This window comes from Polaromonas hydrogenivorans, assembly GCF_040105105.1.
GTDB lineage: Bacteria > Pseudomonadota > Gammaproteobacteria > Burkholderiales > Burkholderiaceae_C > Polaromonas > Polaromonas hydrogenivorans.
In genome coordinates this window covers 3,543,549-3,569,039 of sequence record NZ_CP157675.1, presented here as the reverse complement: position 1 = coordinate 3,569,039, position 25,491 = coordinate 3,543,549, and the positions used below count along the sequence as shown (strand labels likewise).

Here is a 25,491-nt window from a genome sequence, read left to right as displayed (position 1 = left end):
GGTATGTTTCCTAATTTACACCTGGTAATCATTCGGCGATGATGCCTGTTTTGAGTCTGTATTGATAACCATGTCCGCCACTGATACCGCAATAAAACCCCCAGTTTCCATGGCATTGCCTGGCTTGGGCCGGGCCTTGATCGCTGCCGGCAAGCTGGGCCAAAAGGCGGCCGAGGAAATTTTTCTCAAGGCGCAAGCCAGTCGAACCAGTTTCATTGCCGAGCTGACAGGCTCAGGGGCGGTGTCGGCATTCGATCTGGCGCACCTCATGTCAACGTCCTTCGCCGCGCCCCTTGTGGACATGGATGCCATCGACAACCAGCGTTTGCCCAAGGGCCTGCTCGACAGCAAGATATGCCTGACCTGCCGCATTGTTGTACTGGGCAAACGCAACAACCGGCTGATCGTCGCAACCGCTGATCCATCCGATCAAGGCGCTGCGGAAAAAATCAAGTTTTCTACCCAGCTGGGCGTGGACTGGGTCATTGCCGAATACGACAAGCTGTCCCGGCTGGTGGATGTTTCCAACGCCTCGGCTGCCGAAGCGATTGAAAACATCGTGGGCTCGGATTTTGAATTTGATGAGGAGATGGCGGATTCGCCCGGTGCAGAAAACACTGAAGCCAGCGTGTCTGAAGTTGAAGACGCGCCGGTTGTCAAATTCCTGCAGAAAATGCTGATTGACGCTTTCAACATGCGTGCTTCCGATCTGCACTTTGAACCTTTCGAGCATTCCTACCGGGTCCGGTTTCGGGTCGATGGGGAGTTGCGTGAAATTTCTTCTCCGCCGGTCGCCATCAAGGAAAAGCTGGCAGCGCGCATCAAGGTGATTTCCAAGCTGGACATTTCCGAGAAACGGGTGCCGCAGGACGGAAAGATGAAGCTCAAGATTGGTCCTGACCGGGTGATCGACTTCCGGGTCAGTACCCTGCCGACCATGTTTGGCGAAAAAATCGTGATTCGTATCCTGGATCCGAGCAGCGCCAAACTGGGGATTGATGCGCTGGGCTATGAGCCGGCTGAAAAGGAGCGCTTGCTGGAGGCCATCAAACGGCCTTACGGCATGGTTCTGGTCACCGGGCCGACGGGTTCGGGCAAAACCGTGTCGCTCTACACCTGTCTGAATATTCTGAATACCGCCGGCGTCAACATCGCCACCGCAGAAGATCCGGCTGAAATCACTTTGCCCGGCGTGAACCAGGTCAGCATGAACGAGAAGGCCGGAATGACTTTTCCGGTGGCCCTGAAGGCCTTTTTGCGCCAGGATCCGGACATCATCATGGTGGGCGAAATCCGCGATGTCGAAACCGCCGACATTGCCATCAAGGCCGCGCAGACCGGCCATCTGGTTCTGTCCACGCTGCATACCAACGATGCGCCGACGACCCTGACACGCATGCGCAATATGGGCATTGCGCCTTTCAACATCGCGTCGAGCGTCATTCTGATTACGGCACAGAGGCTGGCGCGGCGCCTGTGCCCGCACTGCAAAACCCCGATAGACATTCCGCGTGAAACATTGCTTGAGGCCGGCTTTAAGGAAGATGAAGTCGATGGCTCATGGACGCCTTATCATCCTGTGGGCTGCGACAAGTGCAACAACGGCTACAAGGGCCGCTTGGGCATTTACCAGGTCATGCCAATTTCCGAGGAAATCCAGCGCATTGTCCTGCGTGATGGCAGCGCCATGGAAATTGCAGCCCAGGCCCAGGCTGAAGGTGTCAGGAGCCTGCGCCAGTCCGGTTTGTACAAAGTTAAACTGGGAATGACTTCAATGGAAGAAATTCTGGGCTGCACCAATGTTTGATCCGGTGTTTTTAAGAGCCGGAGCATTGGTTGTTGGCAGCAGCGACGCGACGGTCCAAAAACTGTCCATTCAACGATAAGGCATCATGGCAACCGCAGCATCAAAAGGCATCAAGGAATTTGTTTTCGAATGGGAAGGCAAGGACCGGGGAGGAAAACAGGTTCGCGGAGAGATTCGCGCTTCTGGTGAAAACCAGGTCAAGGTGTCGCTGCGCCGGCAGGGTGTGCTGGCGAGCAAGATCAAGAAACGCCGCATGCGCTCGGGCAAGGCCATCAAGCCGCGCGACATCGCCATCTTTACCCGCCAGCTTGCCACCATGATGAAGGCCGGCGTGCCGCTGCTGCAGTCCTTTGACATCGTGGGCCGGGGCAATCCCAACGGCAGCGTGACCAAGCTGCTGAACGATGTACGCACGGATGTGGAAACCGGAACATCGCTCAGCGGTGCTTTCCGCAAATACCCGATGTATTTCAATGCCCTGTACTGCAACCTGGTCGAAGCGGGCGAAGCTGCCGGTATCCTGGAGTCGCTGCTGGACCGGCTGGCCATCTATATGGAAAAGACCGAGGCCATCAAGTCAAAGATCAAATCGGCCCTGATGTACCCAGCTTCTGTCGTGGTGGTGGCTTTCGTCGTGGTGGCCGTGATCATGATTTTCGTGATTCCAGCGTTTAAAGAAGTGTTTTCTTCCTTTGGCGCCGAGTTGCCAGCACCCACGCTCATCGTGATGGCCATCAGTGAGTTCTTTGTGGCTTACTGGTGGCTGATTTTCGGTGGTGTGGGTGGCGGTATTTATTTTTTCCTGCAGGCCTGGAAGCGCAGTGAAAAAATGCAGAAAGTCATGGACCGGCTGCTGCTAAAAATGCCTGTGTTCGGCAGCCTGATAGAAAAGTCCGTGATCGCCCGCTGGACCCGTACCCTGTCCACCATGTTTGCGGCCGGCGTGCCGCTGGTCGAAGCCCTCGACTCGGTGGGCGGCGCTTCGGGAAACTCCCTGTATGCCGATGCCACCGAGAAAATCCAGCAGGAAGTCTCGACCGGCACCAGCCTGACGGCGGCCATGGGCAATGCCAACCTGTTTCCCACGATGGTGCTGCAGATGTGCGCCATTGGCGAGGAGTCGGGCTCGGTGGACCACATGCTGGGCAAGGCGGCCGATTTTTATGAAGCCGAAGTCGATGAAATGGTGGCCGGCCTGTCCAGCCTGATGGAGCCGATCATCATTGTGTTTTTGGGCACCCTGATTGGCGGCATCGTGGTTTCCATGTACCTGCCGATTTTCAAGCTGGGTCAGGTTGTTTGATGGCGCTGCTGGATATGGAGTTAGGCCTGTGGCCGGAGCTTGTTGCCGTGCTCGCCGGGATTTTGGGTCTGCTGATCGGCAGTTTCCTGAACGTCGTCATCTACCGTGTTCCAAAAATAATGGAGCGCCAGTGGGCGGAGGAATGTGCTGAACTGACGGGTGCACCAGCGGAGCCGGCTGAAAAATTCAACCTGCTGATACCACGTTCGCGGTGTTCCAGTTGCGGCCACCTGATTCGCTGGTATGAAAACATTCCGGTGTTCAGCTACCTTTTCCTGCGGGGAAAGTGTTCGGCATGCGGCGCGCCCTACGGGGTTCGTTATCCGCTGGTTGAAGCGGTCACGGGCAGCCTGTTTTTCTTTTGCGCCTGGCGCTGGGGCTGGACGCCGACGACGCTGGTCTGGTGCGGATTTTCCGCGATGCTGCTGGCGCTGGCAATGATTGACTGGGACACCACCCTGCTGCCCGACGACATGACCTTTCCCTTGCTGTGGACGGGGCTGATTGCGGCGGCATTGCAGTGGAACCCGGCGGTCAGTTTGTCCGCAGCTTTATGGGGTGCGGTGGCCGGCTATCTTTCCCTGTGGCTGGTTTACTGGGCTTTCAAGCTGGCAACCGGCAAGGATGGCATGGGCTACGGCGACTTCAAGCTCTTTGCCGCGCTGGGTGCCTGGTTTGGCTGGCCTGCGCTGGTGCCCATGATCCTGATGGCTTCGGTGATCGGCGCCGTCATCGGCATCGTGATGAAGTTTTCCAGCGGCCTGCGCGAAGGCGGCTATGTGCCGTTTGGCCCCTTTTTGGCCGGGGCAGGTTTTACCGCCATGATTTTCGGTCCGCAGTCGATCCTTCAATTTGTCGGGTTATAAGCCGATGCATCCGCCTATTCAGCGCATTGGCCTGACAGGCGGCATAGGCAGCGGCAAAAGCACGGTAGCAGGCATGTTAGTGGCCCGTGGCGCTGCGCTGATCGATGCCGATGCGATTTCCCGGCAATTGACGGCGCCCGGCGGGGCGGCAATCGGTGAACTGGCAAGCCAGTTCGGACCTCAGGCGATCACGGCAGAGGGCGCGATGGACCGTGACCGGATGCGCCAACTGGCCTTTAGCGACCCGGCTGTCAAGGTGCAACTCGAAGCCATCATTCATCCTTTGATCAGCCAGGAATCCATTCGGCAAGCGCGTGCGGCCGTGCAAGCCGGTCGCGCCTGCATCCTGTTCGATATTCCCCTGCTGGTGGAGTCAGGGCGCTGGCGTCAGCAGCTCGACCGTGTGCTGGTGGTGGACTGCACGCAAGAGACGCAAATTGCCCGTGTCATGGCTAGAAATGCCTTTGCGCGCGAGGTCGTCGAGAAAATCATCGCCGGACAGGCCAGCCGCGCGCAAAGGCTGGCGGCGGCTGATAGCTGTATTTGTAACGAAGATTTGTCGCTGCAAGCCCTGGAGCGGCTGGTATGCCAGTTGGCTTCTCGCTTCGGGCTATGATGACAAAACATACCCACTGAAGCCAGGAAAACCAGTTCCGTGATTCTTTACGAGCATCCCTTTAACGAGCGCATACGTACCTATCTGCGACTCGAGCACCTGTTTTTTCGCCTGGCCGAACTGGTGAAACGGGAAAGCGCCATCGACCATCACCATGCGCTGACCACCATTTTTGAAATCATGGATGTCGGCGCGCGGGCAGATCTGAAAACCGATGTGCTCAAGGATATTGAAAAGCAAAAGCATCAGCTCAATGGCTATCGCGGCAATCCGGTCATTTCCGAGCAGGTGCTCGACGACATCACCGCGCAGCTCGACGGTTGTTTTGCCAGCCTCAATGAACTGCCGGGCAAGGTCGGGCAGTCCTTGACGGAAAACGACTGGCTGATGAGCATTCGCAGCCGCGTCGGCATTCCTGGTGGCACCTGTGAATTTGATTTGCCGGCCTACCATGCCTGGCAGCATCTGGGGGTTAACATTCGCCAGAACGACCTGCAGCGCTGGGTGTCGCCGCTGGTGCCGCTGGCCGAGTCCCTGCGCCTGCTGCTCAGGATGGTGCGTGACTCGGGTGCGCCGCAAAAAGTGATTGCGCCGGCCGGGCAATACCAGCAAATGCTGCCACAGGGGCGAACTTTCCAGTTGTTGCGGCTGCGACTGGATTCTCGCCTGCCGGTGATTCCCGAAATCAGCTGCAACCGGCTGATGGTGTCAGTGCGCTTCATGTCCCAGGAAAGCGATGGCCGCCTGCATACCAGCACTGGCGACACGGTGTTCGATTTGACCCTGTGCAACTGAGTTGCGTCGGCCAGGCACATCTTTGGTATCCAGCGCTATTCCAGCCTTATTTCAAGCCATGAAAAAAGACCCATTGACTGTCAAGCAGGTGGCGTGCCCCGGTTGCGGTGGCCCCAGCGTTTATGCGCCCAGCAATCCATTTCGTCCCTTTTGCAGCGAGCGTTGCAAGAACATTGATCTGGGCGCCTGGGCCAGCGAAGACTTTCGTCTGCCTGCCGATACACCGCCCGATGACCAGCCCTATGGCGACCCGAAACTGCACTGACATCTTGCCCAGACCTTCACACCGGGAAATGAGGCAGGAGCTGCAGTAACCATATCGATACAGGGAGATAAAAATGAAACATATCGTGCCGAGGCTGGTTTGGACCGTGTTGTTCATGGTCGCCGCGCTGATCGGCAGCGCCCATGCCGGTACGCCAGCCTCTGATTCCGGCGGCAAGGCGGTTGCAGCCAAGACCCAGAAAAAGGCCGGTGCTCGCGGCCAGATCCGGTTCCTGCCGGGTTCCGCGGAAACGACCAAGGAGCGAAGCCACCGCCTGAAGCGCGAGTGCAAGGGCCGGGTCAACGCCGGTGCTTGCTCAGGCTATACCACCTGAACTGAACAACAAAAAATGCCCATCACGGGCATTTTTTGTTCAGGCTTGAGGGGTGCCCAGCATCTCCTGGAGTTCACCGTTCTGGTACATCTCCATCATGATGTCGGAGCCGCCCACAAACTCGCCTTTCACATACAACTGGGGAATGGTCGGCCAGTTACTGTATTCCTTGATGCCGTTGCGGATGCCTTCGTCTTCCAGCACGTTGACCGTTGCGGGCTTGGTCACGCCACAGGCCTTGAGCACCTGGATGGCGCGTCCGGAAAAACCGCACATCGGGAACTGGGCCGTGCCCTTCATGAAAAGAACGACATCGCTAGATTTGACAATCTGCTCAATGCGCTGCTGGGTCGGGTCGGTATGGCTCATGTTGAAATCCTTCGGGTGAAAAGGCCTTGCCAGGCCGTAAAGTCAATAACCGGCGATGGGGCCGGAACGATGAATACATGGAATTTGAATGCAGGAATTCCAAGGCCAGATTATCACTTTCTGTCAGATGTCCCGTGCCCGACAGGAATTGTCTGCTCGGGCGGCCATTGCCCGCCCGAGCAGCGCTCGATGCCAGCCAGATCCAGTCGGCTCTGCACTTGCAGGAATCCTTGCCGCGCCAGCAATTCGCGCACCCGGACAGCCTGGTCGTAGCCATGCTCCAGCAGCAGCCAGCCGCCGGGCAGCAGGTGATCTGGCGCCTGTTGAATGATGTCCCGGATGTCGTCCAGCCCGTCCGCGCCGGCGGTCAGCGCCTGCGGCGGTTCGTGCGTCAGCGCGGCCAGATGCGGGTCGGCGCTGGCAATATAGGGCGGATTGCTGGCGATCAGGTGAAAGCGTCCATTCACCCCTTGCAGCCAGGAGCTTTCAATGAACGCCACGGTCAGGCCCAGCCGCCGGGCGTTTTCACGGGCGACATCCAGCGCATCAGCGCTCGCATCGACCGCCGTGACCTGCGCCTCGCGGCCCGCCGCCTTCAGGCTGTGCGCAATGGCCAGGGCAATCGCGCCGCTGCCGGTGCCGAGGTCGAGAACCTTCAAAACCGGCATCAAGCCCGACGTTTCCAGCACGGCCAGCGACCATTCCACCAGGGTTTCGGTATCGGGCCGGGGCACCAGCACGCGCGCATCCACCTGCAGCGCCAGGCCGAAAAACTCCTTGCTGCCGACGATGTACGCCAGCGGCTCACCGCTGGCCCGGCGCAGGCTCAGGGCGCGGAACGCCTCGGCAAGCTCCTGCGCCAGCTCGTCGGTATCGTGCGCCACCAGCCAGGACCGGGCGCTGGCGGGTTTGCCCAGCGCGTGCAGCAGCAGCAGTTGGGCATCCAGCCGGTCCAGGCCGGTATGCTGGGCTGCCGCCAGGGCTTGTGCGCAAGTGATGGGATTCACGGTCTGGCCTTGTTTTGCTATAAAAATAATAGCTATATGTGCTTGTGGGTACGGCGCAAGAGGGCGATTTGATATAAAAAAACAGGGCTTGGCCCATCAGCCGCCGTTGTTCGCCGTTTCCAGTTCGTTCAATTGCTCGGCGCCGCGCGCCACCTGCAGCGCCGTGATGACATCGTCCAGGTCGCCTTCCATGATGCTCAAGAGCTTGTACAGCGTCAGGTTGATGCGGTGGTCGGTCAGCCGCCCCTGCGGGAAGTTGTAGGTGCGGATGCGGTCGCTGCGGTCGCCGCTGCCGATCAGGCCCTTGCGCATCGCCGCGTCCTTGGCGGCCTGGGCCGAGCGTTCCTTTTCATGGATGCGCGCGGTCAGCACCTTCATCGCCTGGGCCTTGTTGCCGTGCTGGCTGCGGCCTTCCTGGCATTCGGCGACGATGCCGGTCGGAAGGTGCGTGATGCGCACGGCCGAGTCGGTCTTGTTGATGTGCTGGCCGCCGGCGCCGCTGGCGCGGTAGGTGTCGATGCGCAAATCGGCCGGGTTGATCTGGATGGCGACGGTTTCATCGGGCTCCGGCAGCACGGCCACGGTGCAGGCGCTGGTGTGGATGCGGCCCTGGGTTTCGGTCGCCGGCACGCGCTGCACGCGGTGGCCGCCCGACTCGAAGCGCAGCTTGCCATAGACCCCGACGCCCAGTGCGTCGGTCGGACCGTCGATGCGCAGCACCACTTCCTTGTAGCCGCCCAGCTCGCTCGGCGACTCGCTGATGATCTCGACCTGCCAGCGCTTGCGCTCGGCAAAGCGGGTGTAGAGGCGAAACAGGTCGCTGGCGAACAGCGCCGATTCGTCGCCGCCCGTGCCGGCGCGGATTTCAATGAAGGCCGCCCGCCTGTCATCCGGGTCTTTCGGAATCAGCATCAGCTGCAGCGCTTCGTCGAGTTGCGCAATATCGGTTTTGGCGGCGTTGATTTCCTCCTCGGCCATTTCCGCCATGTCCGGATCGTTTTTGGCCTCAGCCAGCATGCTTTCGGCGCTGGCCAGGTCGGCCTCGCGGGCGGTGAGTCGGTTGTACTGCTCGGCCACGACGCTGGCCTCGGCGTGTTCGCGGGTCAGGGCGCGAAAGCGGTCCAGGTCGCTCACCACGTCGCTGGCTGAGAGCAGGGCGTCCAGTTCATGCAGGCGCAGAAGCTGGCGGTCCAGGGTGTAGCGGAGAAAGGGTTTCATGGGCGGAGCAAAGAAAAAATTCGGAGAAACTGCCGGCGGTTTGCCGGCAGGAGGGCGCGGGCCAGCGGCCGCAGCGATAAAGCGAAGGCTTGGCGCTAACGCTCTTTGCGTTCTGTCGCCGCCCTGGGCATCTGGCCGCGCAGAAACAGCTTGGACACGGTGCGCGCCGTGGCTTCGCGGCTGCTGGCATCGCCCGCATGCAGCTCGGCCATCGCGCCGTGCAGCATTTTTTGCGTCAGGCCACGGCTCATGGCTTCGAGCACCTCTTCAATCGACTCGCCCCTGGCCAGCAGCTTTTTGGCGCGCGCGATCTCTAGAGCGCGCCAGGCATCGGCCTGCGCATTGAGCTGCTGGATCAGCGGCACGCTGCCGCGCTGGTCCAGCCAGTGCATGAAGTTCTGCACGCCTGCGTCGATGATGACCTCGGCCTCGGCCACCGCCGCCTGCCGGCTGTCCCGGCCGGTCTGCACCACATGCGCCAGGTCATCGACGGTGTAGAGGTAAATATCGGACAGTTCCTTGACTTCGGGCTCGATGTCGCGCGGAACGGCCAGATCGACCATGAACATCGGCCGGTGCTTGCGCCGTTTCAGGGCGCGCTCGACCGCGCCCAGGCCGATGATGGGCAGGGTGCTGGCGGTGCAGCTGATGACCGCATCGAATTCATGCAGGCGGCCGGGCAGGTCGCCCAGGCGCATGACCTCGGCGCCGAAGCGGCTGGCGAGCTTTTCGCCACGGTCCAGCGAGCGGTTGGCAATCGCCATGGCCTTGGGGTTTTTGGCGGCGAAGTGGGTGGCCGCCAGGTCGATCATTTCCCCGGCGCCGACAAACAGCACCTTGATGTCGCCCAGGTCTTCGAACAGCTGGCCGGCCAGCCGCACGGCGGCTGCCGCCATGCTGATGCTGTGGGCGCCGATCTCGGTGCTGGTGCGCACTTCCTTGGCGACGGCAAAAGAGCGCTGGAACAACTGGTGCAGCGTGGTGCCCATGGCACCGGCGTCTTCGGCGGCGCGCACGGCGTCCTTCATCTGGCCGAGGATTTGCGGCTCGCCCAGCACCATCGAGTCCAGCCCGCTGGCAACCCGGAAGGCGTGGCGCGCGGCCTGGTCGTCCTGCAGCGTGTAGGCATGGGCGCGCAGCAGGGAAGGCGAGACGCCGCCGTTGTGCGCCAGCCACTCCATGGTGCTGTCCAGGTCGTTGGTGTCGCCGGCGCAGTAGATCTCGGTGCGGTTGCAGGTGGACAGCAGCGTGGCTTCGGGCTGGCGCGCCAGCGAGGCGCGCAGGCCGCGCAGGGTCGGCTCGATCTGGTCGATGGCGAACGCGAAGCGCCCGCGCAAATCCAGCGGTGCGGTGTGATGGTTTAGCCCCAGGGCCCAGACTGACATTTGCTGATTATAAAATTGAAGTGGCCAGGGCGGGATGCCCGGTCACAATCTCCTTTTGGGCATTTATATCCGCCGCTTTTGGCGCTTTTCCTCGACGACTGACTTGCCGACATGACCGCTTACCTGCTCGTCAACCACTTGCTCAACCTGCTGGCGCCTGCCGCGCTGATCGCCTTGCTGCTGGTCGTGCTGGCACGTCTTTTTTCTGGATTTTTTGGATCAAATCGGCCGTTTGCGCATGTGTGGTATGCGCAGGCAGCTATTAATTTCATAGTTGGTTCGGGCGTTCTGGTGGCCGGATTGGTGCTGCTGGGCCACGATGGCAAGATGCTGACTTATGTCGTTCTGGTGGTGGCCATGGCGGCCAGCCAGTGGTTGCAGCTGGGCGGCTGGAAAAGATAGCGCAAGGCTTTTCCGGAATAAATCCCGACCGAATGCTTGACCTGCATCAAGAAAACGGCGGGCGCGATTTCCACCCAGTCGCAGGGCAAGCGGGTTTCCATGGGGTCATTCTGGCCAGGCGCCCATAAAAGGTGCGCTGCGATAATATCGGGCTACAGCGCTGGACGTGGGTCCGAAGCCGCTGAAATTTCACGATGAACGCACCTACTACCCTCCAAGAATTGAATGTTTTCGCCGACGGCGCAAAACAGCCCGAAGCACGCATCCGCGAGATTCCCTACAACTACACCTCGTTTTCCGACCGGGAAGTGGTGATCCGCCTGCTGGGCAGCCGCGCCTGGGATCTGCTCAACCTGCTGCGCGGCGAACGCCATACCGGCCGCTCGGCCCGCATGCTTTATGAAGTGCTGGGCGACATCTGGGTGGTGCAGCGCAACCCTTATCTGCAGGACGACCTGCTCGACAACCCCAAGCGGCGCAAGCTGCTGGTCGAAGCGCTTCAGCACCGCTTGGGAGAAATTGAAAAGCGCCGCACGCCCCATGTGGACAGCGAGCGCGACGCCATCGTCGGCGAACTGATGCAGGGTGCGAGGGCGGCCGTGGGCCGATTCTCCGCTTCGTTCGAGGAAGTCGCCGGCCTGCGCCAGCAGACCGAGCGCAAGCTGCGCAAACTGACCCTGAAGGACAACATCAAGTTCGACGGCCTGTCGCGCGTCTCGCATGTGACCGACGCGACCGACTGGCGCGTCGAATACCCGTTCGTGGTGCTGACCCCGGATACGGAAACCGAAATGGCCGGGCTGGTCAAGGCCTGCATCGAGCTGGGGCTGACGATTGTCCCGCGCGGCGGCGGCACCGGCTACACCGGCGGCGCGATTCCGCTGACCTGGAAGTCGGCGGTCATCAACACCGAAAAGCTCGAAGCCATGACCGAGGTCGAAATGGTCTCGCTGCCCGGCCTAGACAAGCCGGTCGCCACGGTGTGGACCGAAGCGGGCGTGGTGACGCAGCGCGTTGCCGATGCGGCCGAGCGCGGCGGTTTTGTGTTCGCGGTCGATCCGACCTCGGCCGAAGCGTCGTGCATTGGCGGCAACATCGCCATGAACGCGGGTGGCAAGAAGGCCGTGCTGTGGGGCACGGCGCTGGACAACCTGGCCTCGTGGCGCATGGTCACGCCTGACGCCCAGTGGCTGGAAGTCACCCGCGTCGGCCACAACCTGGGCAAGATCCACGACGCCGAGATGGCGAGCTTTGACCTGAATTACTTTGAAGCCGACGGCAAGACGCCAATCCGCACCGAGCGGCTCGACATTCCGGGCAAGACTTTCCGCAAGGAAGGCCTGGGCAAGGACGTGACCGACAAGTTTTTGAGCGGCCTGCCGGGCATCCAGAAGGAAGGCTGCGACGGCCTGATCACCAGCGCGCGCTGGATCGTGCATCGCATGCCGGCGCACACGCGCACGGTGTGCATGGAGTTTTTCGGCAACGCCAAGGACGCGGTGCCGAGCATCGTCGAGATCAAGGATTTCATGTTCGCCGAGCAAAAGCGCGGCGGTGCGATCCTGGCCGGGCTGGAGCACCTGGACGACCGCTATTTGCGCGCCGTCGGCTATGCAACCAAGTCCAAGCGCGGCGGCGATGGCAAGGGCGCGACGGGCGTGCCGAAAATGGTCTTGATTGGCGACATTGCCGGCGACGATGCCGATGTGGTGGCGCGGGCCACCAGCGAAGTCGTGCGCATCGCCAATTCGCGCAGCGGCGAAGGCTTCATCGCCATCAGCCCCGAGGCGCGCAAGAAATTTTGGCTGGACCGCAAGAAAACGGCGGCCATTTCGCGCCACACCAACGCCTTCAAGATCAATGAAGACGTGGTGATTCCGTTGCCGCGCATGGCCGAATACACCGACGGCATCGAGCAAATCAACATCGAGCTAAGCCTGCGCAACAAGATCAAGCTGTGCGATGAACTGGACGCATTTTTCCGCAAGGGCAATCTGCCTTTGGGCAAGGCCGAGGACGCCAGCGAGATTCCTTCGGCCGAGTTGATGGAAGACCGGGTAGGGCAGGCGATTGCGCTGGTTGCCGACGTGCGCGATCTGTGGTCCGGCTGGCTGCAGGACGTGGCCACGCTGTTCCCGCAACTGCAGGACCACACGCTGCGCGCGAGCTGGAAAACGCAGATCCGCGCTCCGCTGCAGGCCATTTTCAGCGGCGGCGCGTTCAAGCCGATCCTGGAGGAGTGCAGCGCGATTCACAAGCGCGTGCTCAAGGGCCGGGTCTGGGCCGCGCTGCACATGCATGCTGGCGACGGCAACGTCCACACCAATTTGCCGGTCAACAGCGACGACTACGAGATGCTGCAAGCCGCCCACGGGGCCGTGGCGCGCATCATGGTGCTGGCGCGCTCGCTGGACGGCGTGATTTCGGGCGAACACGGCATCGGCATCACCAAGCTCGAATTTTTGACCGACGCGGAATTGCAGCCCTTCACCGACTACAAGGCACGGGTCGATCCCGAAGGGCGCTTCAACAAGGGCAAGCTGCTTCGAAATCAGGAGCACCTTGTGCATGCTGGACCTGCGCTAACGGCTGATTTGACCAATGCCTACACACCCAGCTTCGGGCTGATGGGCCACGAGTCGCTGATCATGCAGCAAAGCGACATCGGCGCGATTGCCGACAGCGTCAAGGACTGCCTGCGCTGCGGCAAATGCAAGCCGGTGTGCGCCACGCATGTGCCGCGCGCCAACCTGCTGTACAGCCCGCGCAATAAGATTTTGGCGACCTCGCTGCTGGTCGAGGCCTTTTTGTACGAGGAACAGACCCGGCGCGGCATCAGCCTGAAGCACTGGGAGGAGTTCGAGGACGTGGCCGACCACTGCACCGTCTGCCACAAGTGCCTGAACCCGTGCCCGGTCGATATCGACTTCGGCGAGGTGTCGATGAACATGCGCAACCTGCTGCGCAAGATGGGCCAGAAGTCGTTCCGTCCCGGCAATGCGGCGGCGATGTTCTTCCTCAACGCCACCAATCCGCAAACCATCAAGGTGATGCGCACGGCCATGGTTGATGTCGGCTTCAAGGCCCAGCGCATGGCCAATGACGTGCTACGCAGCGTGACCAGGAAGCAGACGGCCCTTCCGCCCGCCACCGTGGGCAAGGCGCCGGTCAAGGAACAGATCATCCACTTCATCAACAAGAAGATGCCCGGCGGGCTGCCGAAAAAAACCGCGCGCGCCTTGCTGGACATCGAGGACAAGGACTACGTCCCGATCATCCGCAACCCGAAAGCCACGACGGCGGAAACCGAAGCGGTGTTTTATTTCCCGGGCTGCGGCTCGGAACGGCTGTTCAGCCAGGTCGGACTGGCCACGCAGGCCATGCTCTGGCATGCCGGCGTGCAGACCGTGCTGCCGCCGGGCTACCTGTGCTGCGGCTATCCGCAGCGCGGCAGCGGCGACTTTGACAAGGCCGAGAAGATGATCACCGACAACCGGGTGCTGTTCCACCGGGTTGCCAACACGCTGAACTACCTCGACATCAAGACGGTGGTGGTCAGTTGCGGCACCTGCTACGACCAGCTGCAGGGCTACCAGTTCGACAAGATATTCCCCGGCAGCCGCATCATCGACATCCATGAATACCTGCTCGAAAAAGGCATCACCCTGCCGGCGAACCAGCCCGGCTTTTTGTACCACGAGCCTTGCCACAACCCGATGAAGCTGGGCGACTCGATGAAAACCGTCAAGGCGCTGGTCGGCGACAACGTGCTCAAAAGCGAGCGCTGCTGCGGCGAATCGGGCACGCTGGGCGTGACCCGGCCGGACATCTCGACGCAGGTGCGCTTTCGCAAGGAAGAGGAAATCCGCAAGGGCGAAGCCCAGTTGCGCGCTTCCGGGGCCGTTTCCGAAACGGGCAATGTGAAGATTTTGACCAGTTGCCCAAGCTGCCTGCAGGGCCTGACCCGCTACGGCAACGACCTGCAAAACGGCCTGCTCGAAGCCGATTACATCGTGGTGGAAATGGCCAACCAGATTTTGGGCAAGGAATGGCTGCCTGACTATGTGGCGCTGGCCAACCACGGCGGGATTGAACGGGTACTGGTCTAGCCATGAATGAACACGCTTGCCCGCTGTGCGAAGCCGACGGTGGTTTGCTGGTGTTTCGCAATCACGACTTGCGCATCATCCAGGCGGATGAAGCCGGTTTTCCGGCGTTTTACCGTGTGGTCTGGAACCGGCATGTGGCCGAGTTTTCCGACCTTTCGGCGACTGAGCGACAGATTTGCATGCATGCCGTTGTGAAGGTCGAGCAGGTGCTGCGCAGCGAACTGCAGCCCGCCAAGATCAACCTGGCCGCCCTGGGCAACATGGTGCCACATCTGCACTGGCATGTGATTGCCCGTTTCGACTGGGACAGCCACTTTCCGGCGCCGGTCTGGAGTGTGCCGCAGCGCCCGGTTGATGAGGCGCAGGTGGCTGCTGTCGCATCGCAGTGTCTTGAAATCAACCGGCTGATTGCCGAAAAAATGGCGCTTTGAAGCGCTCCAACCTATTTTCAAAAAAGCGAGGCATCTTCATGGCAGGTCTTCAAGCCGGGTCGCCGACCCCCACGGCGCTGACGGTGCATAGCCAGTCGCGCATTCTCGAAATTGCCTTTTCAGACGGCGCGCAATTCAAAATCCCGTTTGAATTGATGCGTATCTATTCGCCCTCGGCAGAAGTGCAGGGCCACGGACCGGGGCAGGAAATATTGCAGACCGGCAAGCGTGAGGTCAATGTGGTGGAACTGGAGCCGATTGGCAACTACGCGGTCAAGCCGGTGTTTTCCGACGGCCACGAGAGCGGGCTCTTCACCTGGGACTATCTGTACCATCTGGGCGCCGAGCAAAGCCGGCTCTGGGACGATTACAACCGCCGGCTGCAAGCGGCTGGTGTGGAGCGCGATGCGCCCATGGTGGTCGCTGGCGGACATGGCTGCAGCACTCACTGAAATTCACTTTATGACTACTACCCATTTTGGTTTTGAATCGGTCGATGAGCAGGACAAGGCGCGCCGCGTGCGCAGCGTGTTCGACTCTGTCGCTCCCAAGTACGACGTGATGAACGACCTGATGTCGATGGGCCTGCACCGGGCCTGGAAGGCCTACACCGTACTGGTCGCCAACGTCAGGGAAGGCCAGCAGGTGCTGGACATCGCGGGCGGCACGGGCGACTTGGCGCTGGCGTTCGCGCCCAAGGTCGGCGCCACCGGCCGCGTGGTGCATACCGACATCAACGAAGCCATGCTCAGGGAAGGGCGCAACCGCCTGCTCGACGCTGGCGTATGCCTGCCGACGCTGGTCTGCGACGCCGAGAAACTGCCTTTTGCCGATGCCAGTTTTGATGTCGTCACGGTGGCTTTCGGCCTGCGCAACATGACCCGCAAGGACGTGGCCTTGCGGGAAATGAACCGCGTGCTCAAGCCTGGCGGCAAGCTGCTGGTGCTGGAATTTTCCAAGGTCGCCAAGCCGCTCGAAAAAATTTATGACTGGTATTCGTTCAAGGTCTTGCCAAAAATCGGCAAGCTGGTGGCCAACGACGATGCCAGCTACCAGTACCTGGCCGAGTCGATCCGCATGCATCCCAGCCAGGAAGAGCTTAAAACCCTTATGCGAAATACTGGCTTTGGTCATGTGGATTACCACAACATGTCGGGCGGGGTGGTGGCATTGCATGTTGGAATCAAGTGTTGACGGATTTTTCGGCTCCATGCCGTGATCAGTTTTATTTGGTTTGATTCAAGGAGACAAAATGAAAATTTGGCAGGTATTTCTTTCTGCAGTGTTTGCGGTAACCCTTCTTTTGTCCGGCACGGCAGCCGATGCCAAGCGTCTGGGCGGTGGTGGTTCCATTGGCAAACAGTCGTCCAATGTGACGCAGCGTCAGGCGCCAGCCAACAATGCGACCAATTCCCCGGCCGCGCCCGGTGCCGCTGCTGCTGCGGCACCGAAAAAGCCGTGGGGCGCCATGCTGGGTGGCCTGGCCGCTGGCCTGGGTCTGGCGTGGCTGGCTTCATCGCTGGGCCTGGGCGGCGCTTTCAGCCAGATCATCATGTTTGCCTTGCTGGCGCTGGTGGTCATGGTGGTGATTGGTTTCGTCATGCGCAAGCTCAAGGGACGCGGCGCCAGCGCACCAGGCGCGACCCGCTCGCAGCCGCCTTTCGCCTTCCAGGGCGCAGGCAATGCTGCCGAGGCCTCGACACCGCGCAACTACAGCCCATCCAACGTGGGCAACGACGCTTCAGCGCGGCCCTGGGAGCGCAACACAACGCTGTTTGACAACATGGGCACGGCCCCTGCCGCTGGCGGGTCCATGATTGGCTCCGGTCTGGCCGGTTCGCAATCCTGGGGCGTGCCTGCCGGCTTTGATGCTGACGGCTTCCTCAAGGCCTGCAAGGCCAATTTCGTGACCTTGCAGGACGCCTGGGACCGTTCGGACATCCAGAACCTGCGCTCCATGATGACGGATGACATGCTGGAGCAGATCAAGACGCAACTGGCAGACCGTGAAACCCATACCGGCGGCGTGAACAACAAGACCGAAGTCGTGATGCTCAATGCCCAGTTGCTGGGTATTGAGGAAATGAGCGACGTGTACATGGCCAGCGTCGAGTTCTCCGGCATGATCAAGGAAGACGCTTCGTCCGGCGCCAGCCCGTTCCGGGAAGTCTGGAACATGACCAAGCCCCGAAGCGGCGGCAGCGGATGGCTGGTCGCCGGTGTCCAGGCCCTGCAGTGAGCTTTGCCACGGAAAAATCAATAAGCGGCTAAAGGCCAACGCAAGGGCATTGGGTTCGGACGGCCTTTTATCCTGCAAAATCGGGGACGTATGAATAACACGTCCCCTTTTTCTTTTCTGGAATCCATCGCCACCCGTTTTCAGCCGCCCGCCTGGGTGGTCGATGAAGGGCAGCAGCGGCTGGTGCTGTTTCTCAACCATGTTCTCCTGCAGGAAAAGCAGGCCCAGGAGCGCCTTTTACGTCAAAAAGGCCGTGTTGTGCATTTGCGGTGGGGCATGTTTGCTATTGATTTACTAGTAACTCCCGCCGGTCTTGCAGATCGCGCCCCTGCTTTTTCCAAACCTGATCTTGTCCTGACAGTGGCTGCCGAGTCGCCGCTGGCCGTTGTGCAGGCGGCGCTGGCAGGCAAGGCGCCTCCGGTCAAGATCGAGGGCGATGTGCAACTGGCTGCCGACATTGGCTGGCTGGCTGAAAACCTGCGCTGGGATGCGGAAGAAGATTTGTCCCGCCTGATCGGGGATGCACCAGCCCATGCGCTGGCCGATGCCGGCAGGCGGCTGGCGTCAGGCCTGAAACAGTTTCTGGCCAAGGGGCCGCTGTCCCCGTCAGCGCAGGCGGCAGCATCACCGCCAGAGCCCACGAAAGCTTCCGTGGTACCGGTCCCCCCGGCTTCTCAAGCCAGTCCCGTGCGTGACGCCCCCGAGCCTGGCTTGCCAGGGACGCATGCAACGCCAGTGCATCGTGATGAGGCCGGGACGAGTGACGCGACAGGCGCGGGAATCCCAATCCCGCCCAAGGCGTCTGCATGAGCCGGATTTTCAGGGGGATTTTCATTGTCTGGACCGTATTGCGGTTTGGTCTGGACGAGTTGGTGCTGTCCAGTTTTGAAAAACCGTGGATTCGCCTGCTGACGCGCATCGTGTCGGTCGGGCGCAACCTGAAGGCTCCCAGGGGTGAACGCCTTCGGCAGGCGCTCGAACATCTGGGTCCGATTTTTGTCAAGTTTGGCCAGGTTCTGTCCACCCGCCGCGACCTGCTGCCGCCCGATATTGCCGATGAGCTGGCGCGCCTGCAGGACCGGGTTCCGCCATTTCCGTCTGCCGTGGCGGTGGCGATCATTGAAAATTCCTTTGGCCGGCCGCTGGACCGCATCTTTGAAAGCTTTGAGCAAACGCCCGTGGCCAGCGCTTCCATTGCCCAGGTTCATTTCGCCACCCTGCCCGGTGGCCGCGAGGTTGCCGTCAAGGTGCTGCGGCCCAATATGGTCGGGGCTTTCAGGAAGGATCTGGCGCTGATGCGCATGATGGCGGGCTGGGTTGAGCGCGCGTCAAGCGATGGCAAGCGCCTGAAGCCGCGCGAGGTGGTGGCCGAGTTTGACAAATACCTTCATGACGAACTCGATTTGCTGCGCGAGGCGTCCAATGCGGCACAGCTTCGCCGCAACATGAAAAGCCTTGACCTGGTGATGATCCCGGAAATGTACTGGGAATACTGCATGCCCGATGTGATGGTGATGCAGCGCATGCACGGGGTGCCCATTGGCCAGACCCAGCGCCTGCGCGATGCCGGCGTGGACATGAAGAAACTGTCGCGCGATGGCGTCACCATCTTCTTTACCCAGGTGTTTCGCGACGGCTTCTTTCATGCCGACATGCATCCGGGAAACCTCCAGGTCAGCCTGGCGCCGGAAACCTTCGGGCGCTATATTTTGCTCGATTTCGGAATCGTGGGAACGCTGACCGAGGTGGACAAGGAATACCTGGCGCAAAACTTCAGCGCGTTTTTCCAGCGCGACTACAAGCGCGTTGCCGAACTGCACATCGAGTCGGGCTGGGTTCCGCCGGCGACTCGCGTCGATGAGCTGGAGTCCGCGATTCGCGCCTGCTGCGAGCCGATGTTCGACCGCCCGCTCAAGGATCTGTCGCTCGGAATGGTGCTGATGCGGCTGTTCCAGACATCGCGCCGCTTTCAGGTGGAAATCCAGCCACAACTGGTGCTGCTGCAAAAAACGCTGCTCAATATTGAAGGCCTGGGGCGCGAGCTGGACCCCGACCTGGATCTCTGGAGCACGGCCAAACCTTTTCTGGAGCGCTGGATGCTGGAGCAGGTCGGCCCTGAAAAACTGCTGGCCCAACTGAAGGCGGAAGCACCTTCTTATGCCAAGCTGCTCCCCATGCTGCCGCGCCTGATGGCGCAGTACCTGAAGGCCGGCCCTGCAGTCAGCCGTAGCGACCTGAGTGAATTGCTTGCAGAACAGAAGCGGTCGAACAAACTGCTGCAAAGCCTGATTTATGGAGGGCTTGGTTTTGTGCTTGGGCTGATTTTCATGCAGCTTGTGTTGCGCATCCGGCTGTTTTGAGGCTTGCCATGCCTGGGTTGCAACGCCGTTGCGCTGCCATGCCTTTGGCAGGGCAAGCCCTATAATTGAAAGCTTTGCGCCGCCTGGCCTTTGCAGTCGGCAAACTCCCGGAAAACGAGCCCAAGCACCATGCCTATCTATGCTTACAAATGCGAATCCTGCGGATTTGCCAAGGACGTCCTGCAAAAAATGTCGGATACACCCTTGTCGGTATGCCCGCAATGCGGCGTATCCAGCTTCAAGAAGCAGTTGACCGCCGCTGGTTTTCAGCTCAAGGGTTCGGGCTGGTATGTGACTGATTTTCGCGGCGGCAACAACGCCGCGCCAGCCGGCAAGCCGGCCGATACCCCGACAGCGGCACCTGCCGCAAGCAAGTCCACCGACACCACTGCCACTTCCGCGTCGGCAGGCGCCTCGACCGCAGCAAGCCCTGCGCCAGCTGCAGCACCGTCCAGCAGCAAGAGCACCAGCGGCGACGCTTCCACCAAATCCTCATGATGAGTTCGATTCGCCGGTGGCTGCTGGCAGGACTTCTGGTGCTGGTGCCCGTGGCCATCACCCTGGCGGTGCTCAACTGGATTGTGGGAACGCTGGACCAGACCCTGCAGATACTTCCCGTCGCCTGGCACCCCGACCGGCTGCTGGGTTTTCATCTTCCCGGTTTTGGCGTGCTGCTGACGCTTGGCATCGTGTTGGTGATAGGCGCGCTTGCCAGCAACTTTCTGGGCAAGAAGCTGCTCCTGGTCGGCAATGCCTTGCTGCGCCGGATTCCGATTGTCCGGTCGATTTATTCAAGCGTGAAGCAGGTTTCCGACACCCTGTTCTCCGAGAACGGCAATGCCTTTCGCAAGGCATTGCTGGTGCAATGGCCACGTGAGGGTGTCTGGACCATTGGTTTCCTCACGGGCTTTCCAGGTGGCGATGTGGTGAACCACCTGCCGTCTGACTACCTCAGCGTCTATGTTCCGACAACGCCCAATCCCACGGGCGGCTATTTCGTCATGCTCAAGAAAACCGAATGCATTGAGCTGAAGATGAGTGTCGATGAGGCACTGACCTACGTGATCTCCATGGGCGTGGTGGTTCCCGCGGCACGTCCCACCCCACCGCTGAATCCCCCCCTGTAAACAGCGCAGCAGCGCTGACAATTTTCGAGTATTTTTTATGGCTATCGCTGATACACAAGTCGCTCAAATGCGTTCCAACTATTGCGGTCTGGTGACCGAAAGCCTGATGGGCCAGACGGTCAGCCTGTGCGGCTGGGTCAACCGCCGGCGCGACCATGGCGGCGTGATCTTCATCGACCTGCGCGACCGCGAAGGTTATGTGCAGGTGGTGTGCGACCCGGACCGGGCCGAGATGTTCGGCATCGCCGAAGACGTGCGCAACGAGTTCTGCGTTCAGGTCAAAGGCATTGTCCGCGCCCGTCCTGAAGGCACGGCCAACGCCAGCCTCAAAAGCGGCCAGGTCGAGGTGCTGTGCCATGAACTGATCGTGCTCAACCCCAGCGTCACACCGCCGTTCCAGCTCGACGACGACAACCTGTCGGAAACCACGCGCCTCACGCACCGGGTGCTCGACCTGCGCCGCCCCTACATGCAGAACAACCTGATGCTGCGCTACCGCGTGGCGATGGAGACGCGCAAGTTTCTTGATGCCAACGGTTTCATCGACATCGAAACGCCCATGCTGACCAAGAGCACGCCCGAAGGCGCGCGCGATTACCTGGTGCCCAGCCGCGTCAACGAAGGCCAGTTTTTTGCCCTGCCGCAAAGCCCGCAACTGTTCAAGCAATTGCTGATGGTGGCCGGTTTTGACCGCTACTACCAGATCACCAAGTGCTTTCGCGACGAAGACCTGCGCGCCGACCGCCAGCCCGAATTCACGCAGATCGATATTGAAACATCCTTCATGGGCGAGCAGGAAATCCGCGACATGTTCCAGGGCATGATCAGCAACATGTTCAAGACGGTGCTGAACACCGACCTGGGCGAATTTCCGGTCATGGCCTATGCCGATGCGATGCACCGCTACGGCTCGGACAAGCCCGACCTGCGCGTCAACCTCGAATTCACCGAATTGACCGACGTGATGGCCGATGTGGACTTCAAGGTCTTCAGCGCCCCGGCGACTACTCCCGGTGGCCGCGTGGTGGCCCTGCGCGTGCCCGGCGGCGCTGAAATCAGCCGCAGCGAAATTGATGCCTACACCGAATTCGTCAAGATTTACGGCGCCAAGGGCCTGGCCTGGATCAAGGTCAATGACACAGCCAAGGGCCGTGAAGGCTTGCAAAGCCCCATCGTCAAGAACATTCACGATGCGGCGGTGGCTGAAATCCTCAAGCGCACCGGTGCGCAAAACGGTGACATCCTTTTCTTTGGCGCCGACAAGTCCAAGGTGGTCAACGACAGCATCGGCGCGCTTCGCCTGAAGGTCGGCCACAGCGCTTTCGGCAAAAAATCCGGCTTGTTCGTCAAGGGCTGGAAGCCGCTGTGGGTGGTTGATTTCCCGATGTTCGAATATGACGAGGACGGCAAGCGCTGGAGCGCGGTGCATCATCCCTTCACCGCCCCGAAAGACGGCCATGAAGACTGGATGGACACCGACCCCGGACGCTGCATCGCCAAGGCCTATGACATGGTGCTCAACGGCTGGGAACTGGGCGGCGGCTCGGTGCGTATCCATCGCGCCGACGTGCAAAGCAAGGTGTTCAGCGCACTGAATATTGGCCCGGAAGAGGCTCAGCTGAAGTTTGGCTTCCTGCTTGATGCGCTGCAGTATGGCGCGCCGCCGCACGGTGGCCTGGCCTTCGGCCTGGACCGCATCGTGACCATGATGACCGGCGCCGAGTCGATTCGCGACGTGATTGCCTTCCCCAAGACCCAGCGCGCACAATGCCTGCTGACCCATGCGCCGAGTCCGGTGGATGAGAAACAGTTGCGCGAGTTGCATATCCGCCTGCGCAATCCGCTTCCGATCTGAACGCGGCAGGGTTACGCATTCAGCAAAAAGGGCACCTTGCAGGTGCCCTTTTTAGTTTGATGAGCGGACAGGTATAGCGCCGACAGCGTTAGCGCAGCACCAGCACGGGCACAGTGCTGTGTGTCAGTACATGCTGGGTTTCACTGCCTAGCAGCACCCGTTTGATGCCTTTTCGGCCATGCGACGCCATGACGACGAGGTCGCAATTGTGTTTTTTGGCGGTAGCCATGATGGATTCCGCGACCAGGTCAGACTGCGCAACAACCGCCTGGGCCTTGACGCCCCGGGCCTCGGCTTCCTGCCGTACCGAGTCCACTACAGCCTGGCCCTTGTCGTTCCACTGCTTTTCGGTACGGGCAATATCCTCAACCGAAATCGTTATGCCGCCTTCAAAATAGCTGACAGGGTAGCGCGGCACGACATACAGCGCTACCAGTTCCGCACCTATGGCCGCCGCCAGCTCAATGGCACTGTTCACAGCGGTCCTTGAAAGATCAGAGCCGTCAGTCGCTACAAGAATTCGCTGGTACATGATGGATTCTCCAATCTGGATACAAAATTTTTAGCGTAAGCGTGTCGCTGCCTGCCGGTATTGATTCATGTCAAGACATGCAATAGGCTTGCTTGCCGAAGCATGGTTGAAGGTGTTGCTGAAGTCAGCAAGAACTGGAGTCAGTTCTTGTTTCAAAAACCAGTTGAACTGGGTAGAACACTCTGTAACGGCGATAACTGTTTGTAGATAAGGTCTTCCATTCATCTATCTGCGCACTCATTTGCCGTAAGGTCAAAACATTGCATGAACAGGTTGATGGAAAGATATGCATCACTCCCGGTTCTTCTATCAGCGAAGCGTTCAGAAGCGCTTCAGAACAGCCGCGAATGATCTGAAGCCAGGCATGCAAATGTGAAATCCTTCAGGGGAATTTATGAAGAATCGTTTCAATGTTGACGTGAAATCAAAAGCATTAACGAGAGTCGGGGGCCGGGCGGCATGTCGCCAGATTTGCGGCCTGCAGCCTTCAGCGCAAGTATTTGCGGTTGACGGGGTGGTGGGGCTAACCGAAGCAGCGCGGCTTTTGGACGAGCGTCGCGCCTTCGCCGTGGCAGCCAACGCCATCCGTGAGGAAGAAAAATCGCGCCTGGCCCGTGAACTGCACGATGAGCTTGCACAGTCGCTGACGGCATTGAAGATGGATGCTATCTGGGTTCGCGACCAGGCAGACGCCTGGCCTGCAATGGTTGCTGCAAAGCTGACCGACATGGTGGAAATGCTTGACCGTACGGTTGCCGCGACACGCCGCATGGCCGCCGACTTGCGGCCGCTGCTGCTCGATGACCTGGGCTTGGCGCCGGCCATCGAATGGCTCGCAAGCAGCTTTATGCAGCGCTGCGGTATTCCCTGTAGGCTGTCGATCAACGGGGGACTGGGGTTGGAACTGCCGGAGCCCTACGCCACTGCGGTATTCCGTATCGTTCAGGAGTCACTGAATAATATTGCCAAGCATGCCGCCGCCTCGCAAGTCGTGGTGACTTTGGACCAGACGCTGGATACGGTAAAACTGGTGGTGCAGGACGATGGCTGTGGATTCTTTTCCACTGCAGAACGCAAGCCGCAATCGCTGGGGCTCATGGGTTTGCGCGAGCGCGCGCAACTGCTCGGCGGACGCGTTGCTATCCGCAGCGCACCGGGGCAGGGTACCTGCATTGAGGTCAGCATTCCCCTGGACCCCATGGGAGCCTGCGGATGATCAGGATCGTGATCGCGGACGACCATGCCATCGTCAGGGAAGGGCTCAAGCGCATTGTCACTTTGGCGGAGGACATGACGGTGGTGGGAGAAGCTGCAAACGGAACAGAAGTCATGCAGCAGGTGCGTGAATCAGATTTTGATGTTCTGGTGCTTGATCTGTCCATGCCAGGGCGCAGTGGCATGGAGTTGATCAAGATGGTGCGATGCGAAAAACCCAGGCTTCGCATCCTTGTGCTCAGCATGCATGAAGAACTCCAATACGCCGTTCGCTCGATCAAGTGTGGTGCCAGCGGCTACCTGACCAAGGAAAGCGCGCCGATGCAACTGATGCAGGTGTTGCGCAAGATTGCTGCGGGGGGCGCTTTCATCAGTACTGGCGTTGCCGAACAGTTGGCTCTGGGCTCGATGCTGGGTTCAAGCGCCGCAGCGCACGAGAAGCTGACGGACCGGGAGTTCGAGGTCTTCCGTTTGATCGCCATAGGCATGTCCGTCACGGATATTGCAGGGCGACTGAATCTTTCGGCAAAAACCATCAGCACCCACAAAGCCAACCTCATGCAGAAAATGAACCTGCAAAACCAGAGTGAACTGATTCGCTATGCCATCAAGCATGGCGTTACCGAGCCTCTGGAGCCGTAAATGCTTTTGAATCTTCATTCAGGTAGGCTTCAGTCGGGTCCGGGCGAAAGTCTCTCCTGCATGCTGCTTTTTCGGGATTGGCTTAGGCGTGATCGGTGCGGACCATTGACTTATCCAGACATTTCTGACGCTGGCTGTCAGGCAACACGCATGGCGTGCGGTATTGATGAGCAGCACATTACAAAGATGGATCAAAAAGACATCTCTATCTCTGTAAGGGTTTTTATTGCAGATGACTCATCCCTGATAAGGGAGCGCGTCGCTTCAATGCTCGGCGCCAGCGCGATGACGATCGTCGGCCAGGCCGAAACACCGCAGGACTCGATTGAGGGCATTCTTGCTGTGTATCCGGACGTCGTGGTGCTGGACGTTCAACTCGAAGGCGGGTCGGGTCTGCAGGTATTGCGGGCAATTCGCCACGCAGCACCAAGCATCGCTTTTGTCGTCTTCAGCAATAGCTCGGACCCAGGTTATCGCAAACGCTATCTGGGTGCTGGAGCCGATGGTTTTCTTGACAAGACCCATGAATTCGACCAACTCGCGCAAGCGGTGTTCAATGCCTCGCAGCATACCGATTATTGAAATTTCAGAGCCTGTATAAAAAAGGAGTGTTC

Annotated in this window: 26 protein-coding genes; 21 read left to right on the top strand and 5 right to left on the bottom strand. The window is 60.0% G+C overall.

Going from position 1 to position 25,491, the window contains the following annotated elements; genetic code table 11:
- The first annotated feature begins 70 nt into the window (after window positions 1-70).
- The 7 genes from pilB to ABLV49_RS17180 all read left to right on the top strand — a co-directional run bounded on the left by pilB (window position 71) and on the right by ABLV49_RS17180 (window position 5,986).
- Window positions 71-1,807, top strand: a complete 1,737-nt coding sequence (gene pilB / locus ABLV49_RS17210; RefSeq protein WP_349278348.1) for a type IV-A pilus assembly ATPase PilB — start codon at window positions 71-73, stop codon at window positions 1,805-1,807.
- An 85-nt stretch (window positions 1,808-1,892) separates the two neighbouring features.
- Window positions 1,893-3,110, top strand: a complete 1,218-nt coding sequence (locus ABLV49_RS17205) for a type II secretion system F family protein (RefSeq protein ID WP_349278346.1) — start codon at window positions 1,893-1,895, stop codon at window positions 3,108-3,110.
- A gap of 14 nt (window positions 3,111-3,124) precedes the next feature.
- The gene (locus tag ABLV49_RS17200; protein WP_349281762.1) at window positions 3,125-3,976 is read left to right on the top strand and encodes a prepilin peptidase; all 852 of its coding nucleotides are present in this window, start codon (window positions 3,125-3,127) and stop codon (window positions 3,974-3,976) included.
- Between the two features lie 4 nt (window positions 3,977-3,980).
- Window positions 3,981-4,592, top strand: coding sequence for a dephospho-CoA kinase (gene coaE, locus ABLV49_RS17195; RefSeq protein ID WP_349278344.1), 612 nt, complete (start codon window positions 3,981-3,983; stop codon window positions 4,590-4,592).
- Window positions 4,593-4,631: 39 nt separating this feature from the next.
- On the top strand, window positions 4,632-5,387 hold the full coding sequence (gene zapD / locus ABLV49_RS17190) for a cell division protein ZapD (RefSeq protein WP_349278342.1): 756 nt from the start codon (window positions 4,632-4,634) through the stop codon (window positions 5,385-5,387).
- Window positions 5,388-5,445: 58 nt separating this feature from the next.
- Entirely contained in the window at window positions 5,446-5,652 is a 207-nt protein-coding gene (locus ABLV49_RS17185; RefSeq protein WP_349278340.1) for a DNA gyrase inhibitor YacG, read from the top strand.
- 73 nt (window positions 5,653-5,725) lie between these two features.
- A complete protein-coding gene (locus ABLV49_RS17180; protein WP_349278339.1) occupies window positions 5,726-5,986 on the top strand; it encodes a hypothetical protein in 261 nt (86 codons plus the stop codon).
- Between the two features lie 39 nt (window positions 5,987-6,025).
- Here the strand turns inward: ABLV49_RS17180 and grxD are convergent, their stop codons facing one another.
- The 4 genes from grxD to hemA form a co-directional block, all read right to left on the bottom strand.
- Window positions 6,026-6,355: a Grx4 family monothiol glutaredoxin gene (gene grxD, locus ABLV49_RS17175; RefSeq protein WP_011800187.1), complete on the bottom strand. Its 330-nt coding sequence runs from the start codon at window positions 6,353-6,355 to the stop codon at window positions 6,026-6,028.
- 113 nt (window positions 6,356-6,468) lie between these two features.
- The gene (gene prmC, locus ABLV49_RS17170) at window positions 6,469-7,362 is read right to left on the bottom strand and encodes a peptide chain release factor N(5)-glutamine methyltransferase (RefSeq protein ID WP_349278338.1); all 894 of its coding nucleotides are present in this window, start codon (window positions 7,360-7,362) and stop codon (window positions 6,469-6,471) included.
- 96 nt (window positions 7,363-7,458) lie between these two features.
- Window positions 7,459-8,580: a peptide chain release factor 1 gene (gene prfA, locus ABLV49_RS17165; RefSeq protein ID WP_349278336.1), complete on the bottom strand. Its 1,122-nt coding sequence runs from the start codon at window positions 8,578-8,580 to the stop codon at window positions 7,459-7,461.
- 95 nt (window positions 8,581-8,675) lie between these two features.
- Window positions 8,676-9,965 carry a glutamyl-tRNA reductase gene (gene hemA, locus ABLV49_RS17160; protein ID WP_349278334.1) on the bottom strand — a complete coding sequence of 430 codons (1,290 nt, stop codon included), beginning with the start codon at window positions 9,963-9,965 and terminating at the stop codon, window positions 8,676-8,678.
- Window positions 9,966-10,076: 111 nt separating this feature from the next.
- On the opposite strand from hemA, the gene ABLV49_RS17155 reads away from it, so the two are divergent.
- From ABLV49_RS17155 to aspS, 11 genes are all read left to right on the top strand, one after another.
- Window positions 10,077-10,367, top strand: a complete 291-nt coding sequence (locus tag ABLV49_RS17155) for a hypothetical protein (protein ID WP_349278332.1) — start codon at window positions 10,077-10,079, stop codon at window positions 10,365-10,367.
- Between the two features lie 194 nt (window positions 10,368-10,561).
- The gene (locus tag ABLV49_RS17150; protein ID WP_349278330.1) at window positions 10,562-14,476 is read left to right on the top strand and encodes an FAD/FMN-binding oxidoreductase; all 3,915 of its coding nucleotides are present in this window, start codon (window positions 10,562-10,564) and stop codon (window positions 14,474-14,476) included.
- Between the two features lie 2 nt (window positions 14,477-14,478).
- The gene (locus ABLV49_RS17145; RefSeq protein WP_349278329.1) at window positions 14,479-14,907 is read left to right on the top strand and encodes an HIT family protein; all 429 of its coding nucleotides are present in this window, start codon (window positions 14,479-14,481) and stop codon (window positions 14,905-14,907) included.
- A 38-nt stretch (window positions 14,908-14,945) separates the two neighbouring features.
- Window positions 14,946-15,359, top strand: a complete 414-nt coding sequence (locus ABLV49_RS17140; protein WP_349278327.1) for a DUF971 domain-containing protein — start codon at window positions 14,946-14,948, stop codon at window positions 15,357-15,359.
- 10 nt (window positions 15,360-15,369) lie between these two features.
- On the top strand, window positions 15,370-16,101 hold the full coding sequence (gene ubiE, locus ABLV49_RS17135) for a bifunctional demethylmenaquinone methyltransferase/2-methoxy-6-polyprenyl-1,4-benzoquinol methylase UbiE (protein ID WP_349278325.1): 732 nt from the start codon (window positions 15,370-15,372) through the stop codon (window positions 16,099-16,101).
- Between the two features lie 58 nt (window positions 16,102-16,159).
- Window positions 16,160-17,146: a Tim44 domain-containing protein gene (locus tag ABLV49_RS17130; protein WP_349278323.1), complete on the top strand. Its 987-nt coding sequence runs from the start codon at window positions 16,160-16,162 to the stop codon at window positions 17,144-17,146.
- Between the two features lie 90 nt (window positions 17,147-17,236).
- Window positions 17,237-17,956, top strand: a complete 720-nt coding sequence (locus tag ABLV49_RS17125; protein ID WP_349278321.1) for a ubiquinone biosynthesis accessory factor UbiJ — start codon at window positions 17,237-17,239, stop codon at window positions 17,954-17,956.
- Window positions 17,953-19,506, top strand: a complete 1,554-nt coding sequence (gene ubiB, locus ABLV49_RS17120; protein ID WP_349278319.1) for a ubiquinone biosynthesis regulatory protein kinase UbiB — start codon at window positions 17,953-17,955, stop codon at window positions 19,504-19,506. Before ABLV49_RS17125 ends, ubiB begins: the two co-directional genes overlap by 4 nt.
- 129 nt (window positions 19,507-19,635) lie before the next feature.
- A complete protein-coding gene (locus ABLV49_RS17115) occupies window positions 19,636-20,004 on the top strand; it encodes an FmdB family zinc ribbon protein (RefSeq protein WP_349278317.1) in 369 nt (122 codons plus the stop codon).
- On the top strand, window positions 20,004-20,633 hold the full coding sequence (locus tag ABLV49_RS17110) for a DUF502 domain-containing protein (RefSeq protein WP_349278315.1): 630 nt from the start codon (window positions 20,004-20,006) through the stop codon (window positions 20,631-20,633). The genes ABLV49_RS17115 and ABLV49_RS17110 overlap by 1 nt, the downstream gene beginning before the upstream one ends.
- A gap of 67 nt (window positions 20,634-20,700) precedes the next feature.
- Entirely contained in the window at window positions 20,701-22,488 is a 1,788-nt protein-coding gene (aspS, locus tag ABLV49_RS17105; protein ID WP_415838055.1) for an aspartate--tRNA ligase, read from the top strand.
- An 88-nt stretch (window positions 22,489-22,576) separates the two neighbouring features.
- On the opposite strand, the gene ABLV49_RS17100 is transcribed toward aspS, so the two are convergent.
- Window positions 22,577-23,020: a universal stress protein gene (locus ABLV49_RS17100; RefSeq protein WP_349278311.1), complete on the bottom strand. Its 444-nt coding sequence runs from the start codon at window positions 23,018-23,020 to the stop codon at window positions 22,577-22,579.
- A gap of 394 nt (window positions 23,021-23,414) precedes the next feature.
- On the opposite strand from ABLV49_RS17100, the gene ABLV49_RS17095 reads away from it, so the two are divergent.
- Genes ABLV49_RS17095 through ABLV49_RS17085 form a run of 3 tightly spaced genes read left to right on the top strand, consistent with a single transcriptional unit; the run spans window position 23,415 to window position 25,459 of the window.
- Complete coding sequence (locus ABLV49_RS17095) at window positions 23,415-24,236, top strand: sensor histidine kinase (RefSeq protein WP_349278309.1); 822 nt, start codon at window positions 23,415-23,417, stop codon at window positions 24,234-24,236.
- Window positions 24,233-24,877 carry a response regulator gene (locus ABLV49_RS17090; RefSeq protein WP_011800204.1) on the top strand — a complete coding sequence of 215 codons (645 nt, stop codon included), beginning with the start codon at window positions 24,233-24,235 and terminating at the stop codon, window positions 24,875-24,877. The genes ABLV49_RS17095 and ABLV49_RS17090 overlap by 4 nt, the downstream gene beginning before the upstream one ends.
- The gene (locus tag ABLV49_RS17085) at window positions 24,878-25,459 is read left to right on the top strand and encodes a response regulator (RefSeq protein ID WP_349278306.1); all 582 of its coding nucleotides are present in this window, start codon (window positions 24,878-24,880) and stop codon (window positions 25,457-25,459) included.
- Window positions 25,460-25,491 lie beyond the last annotated feature (32 nt).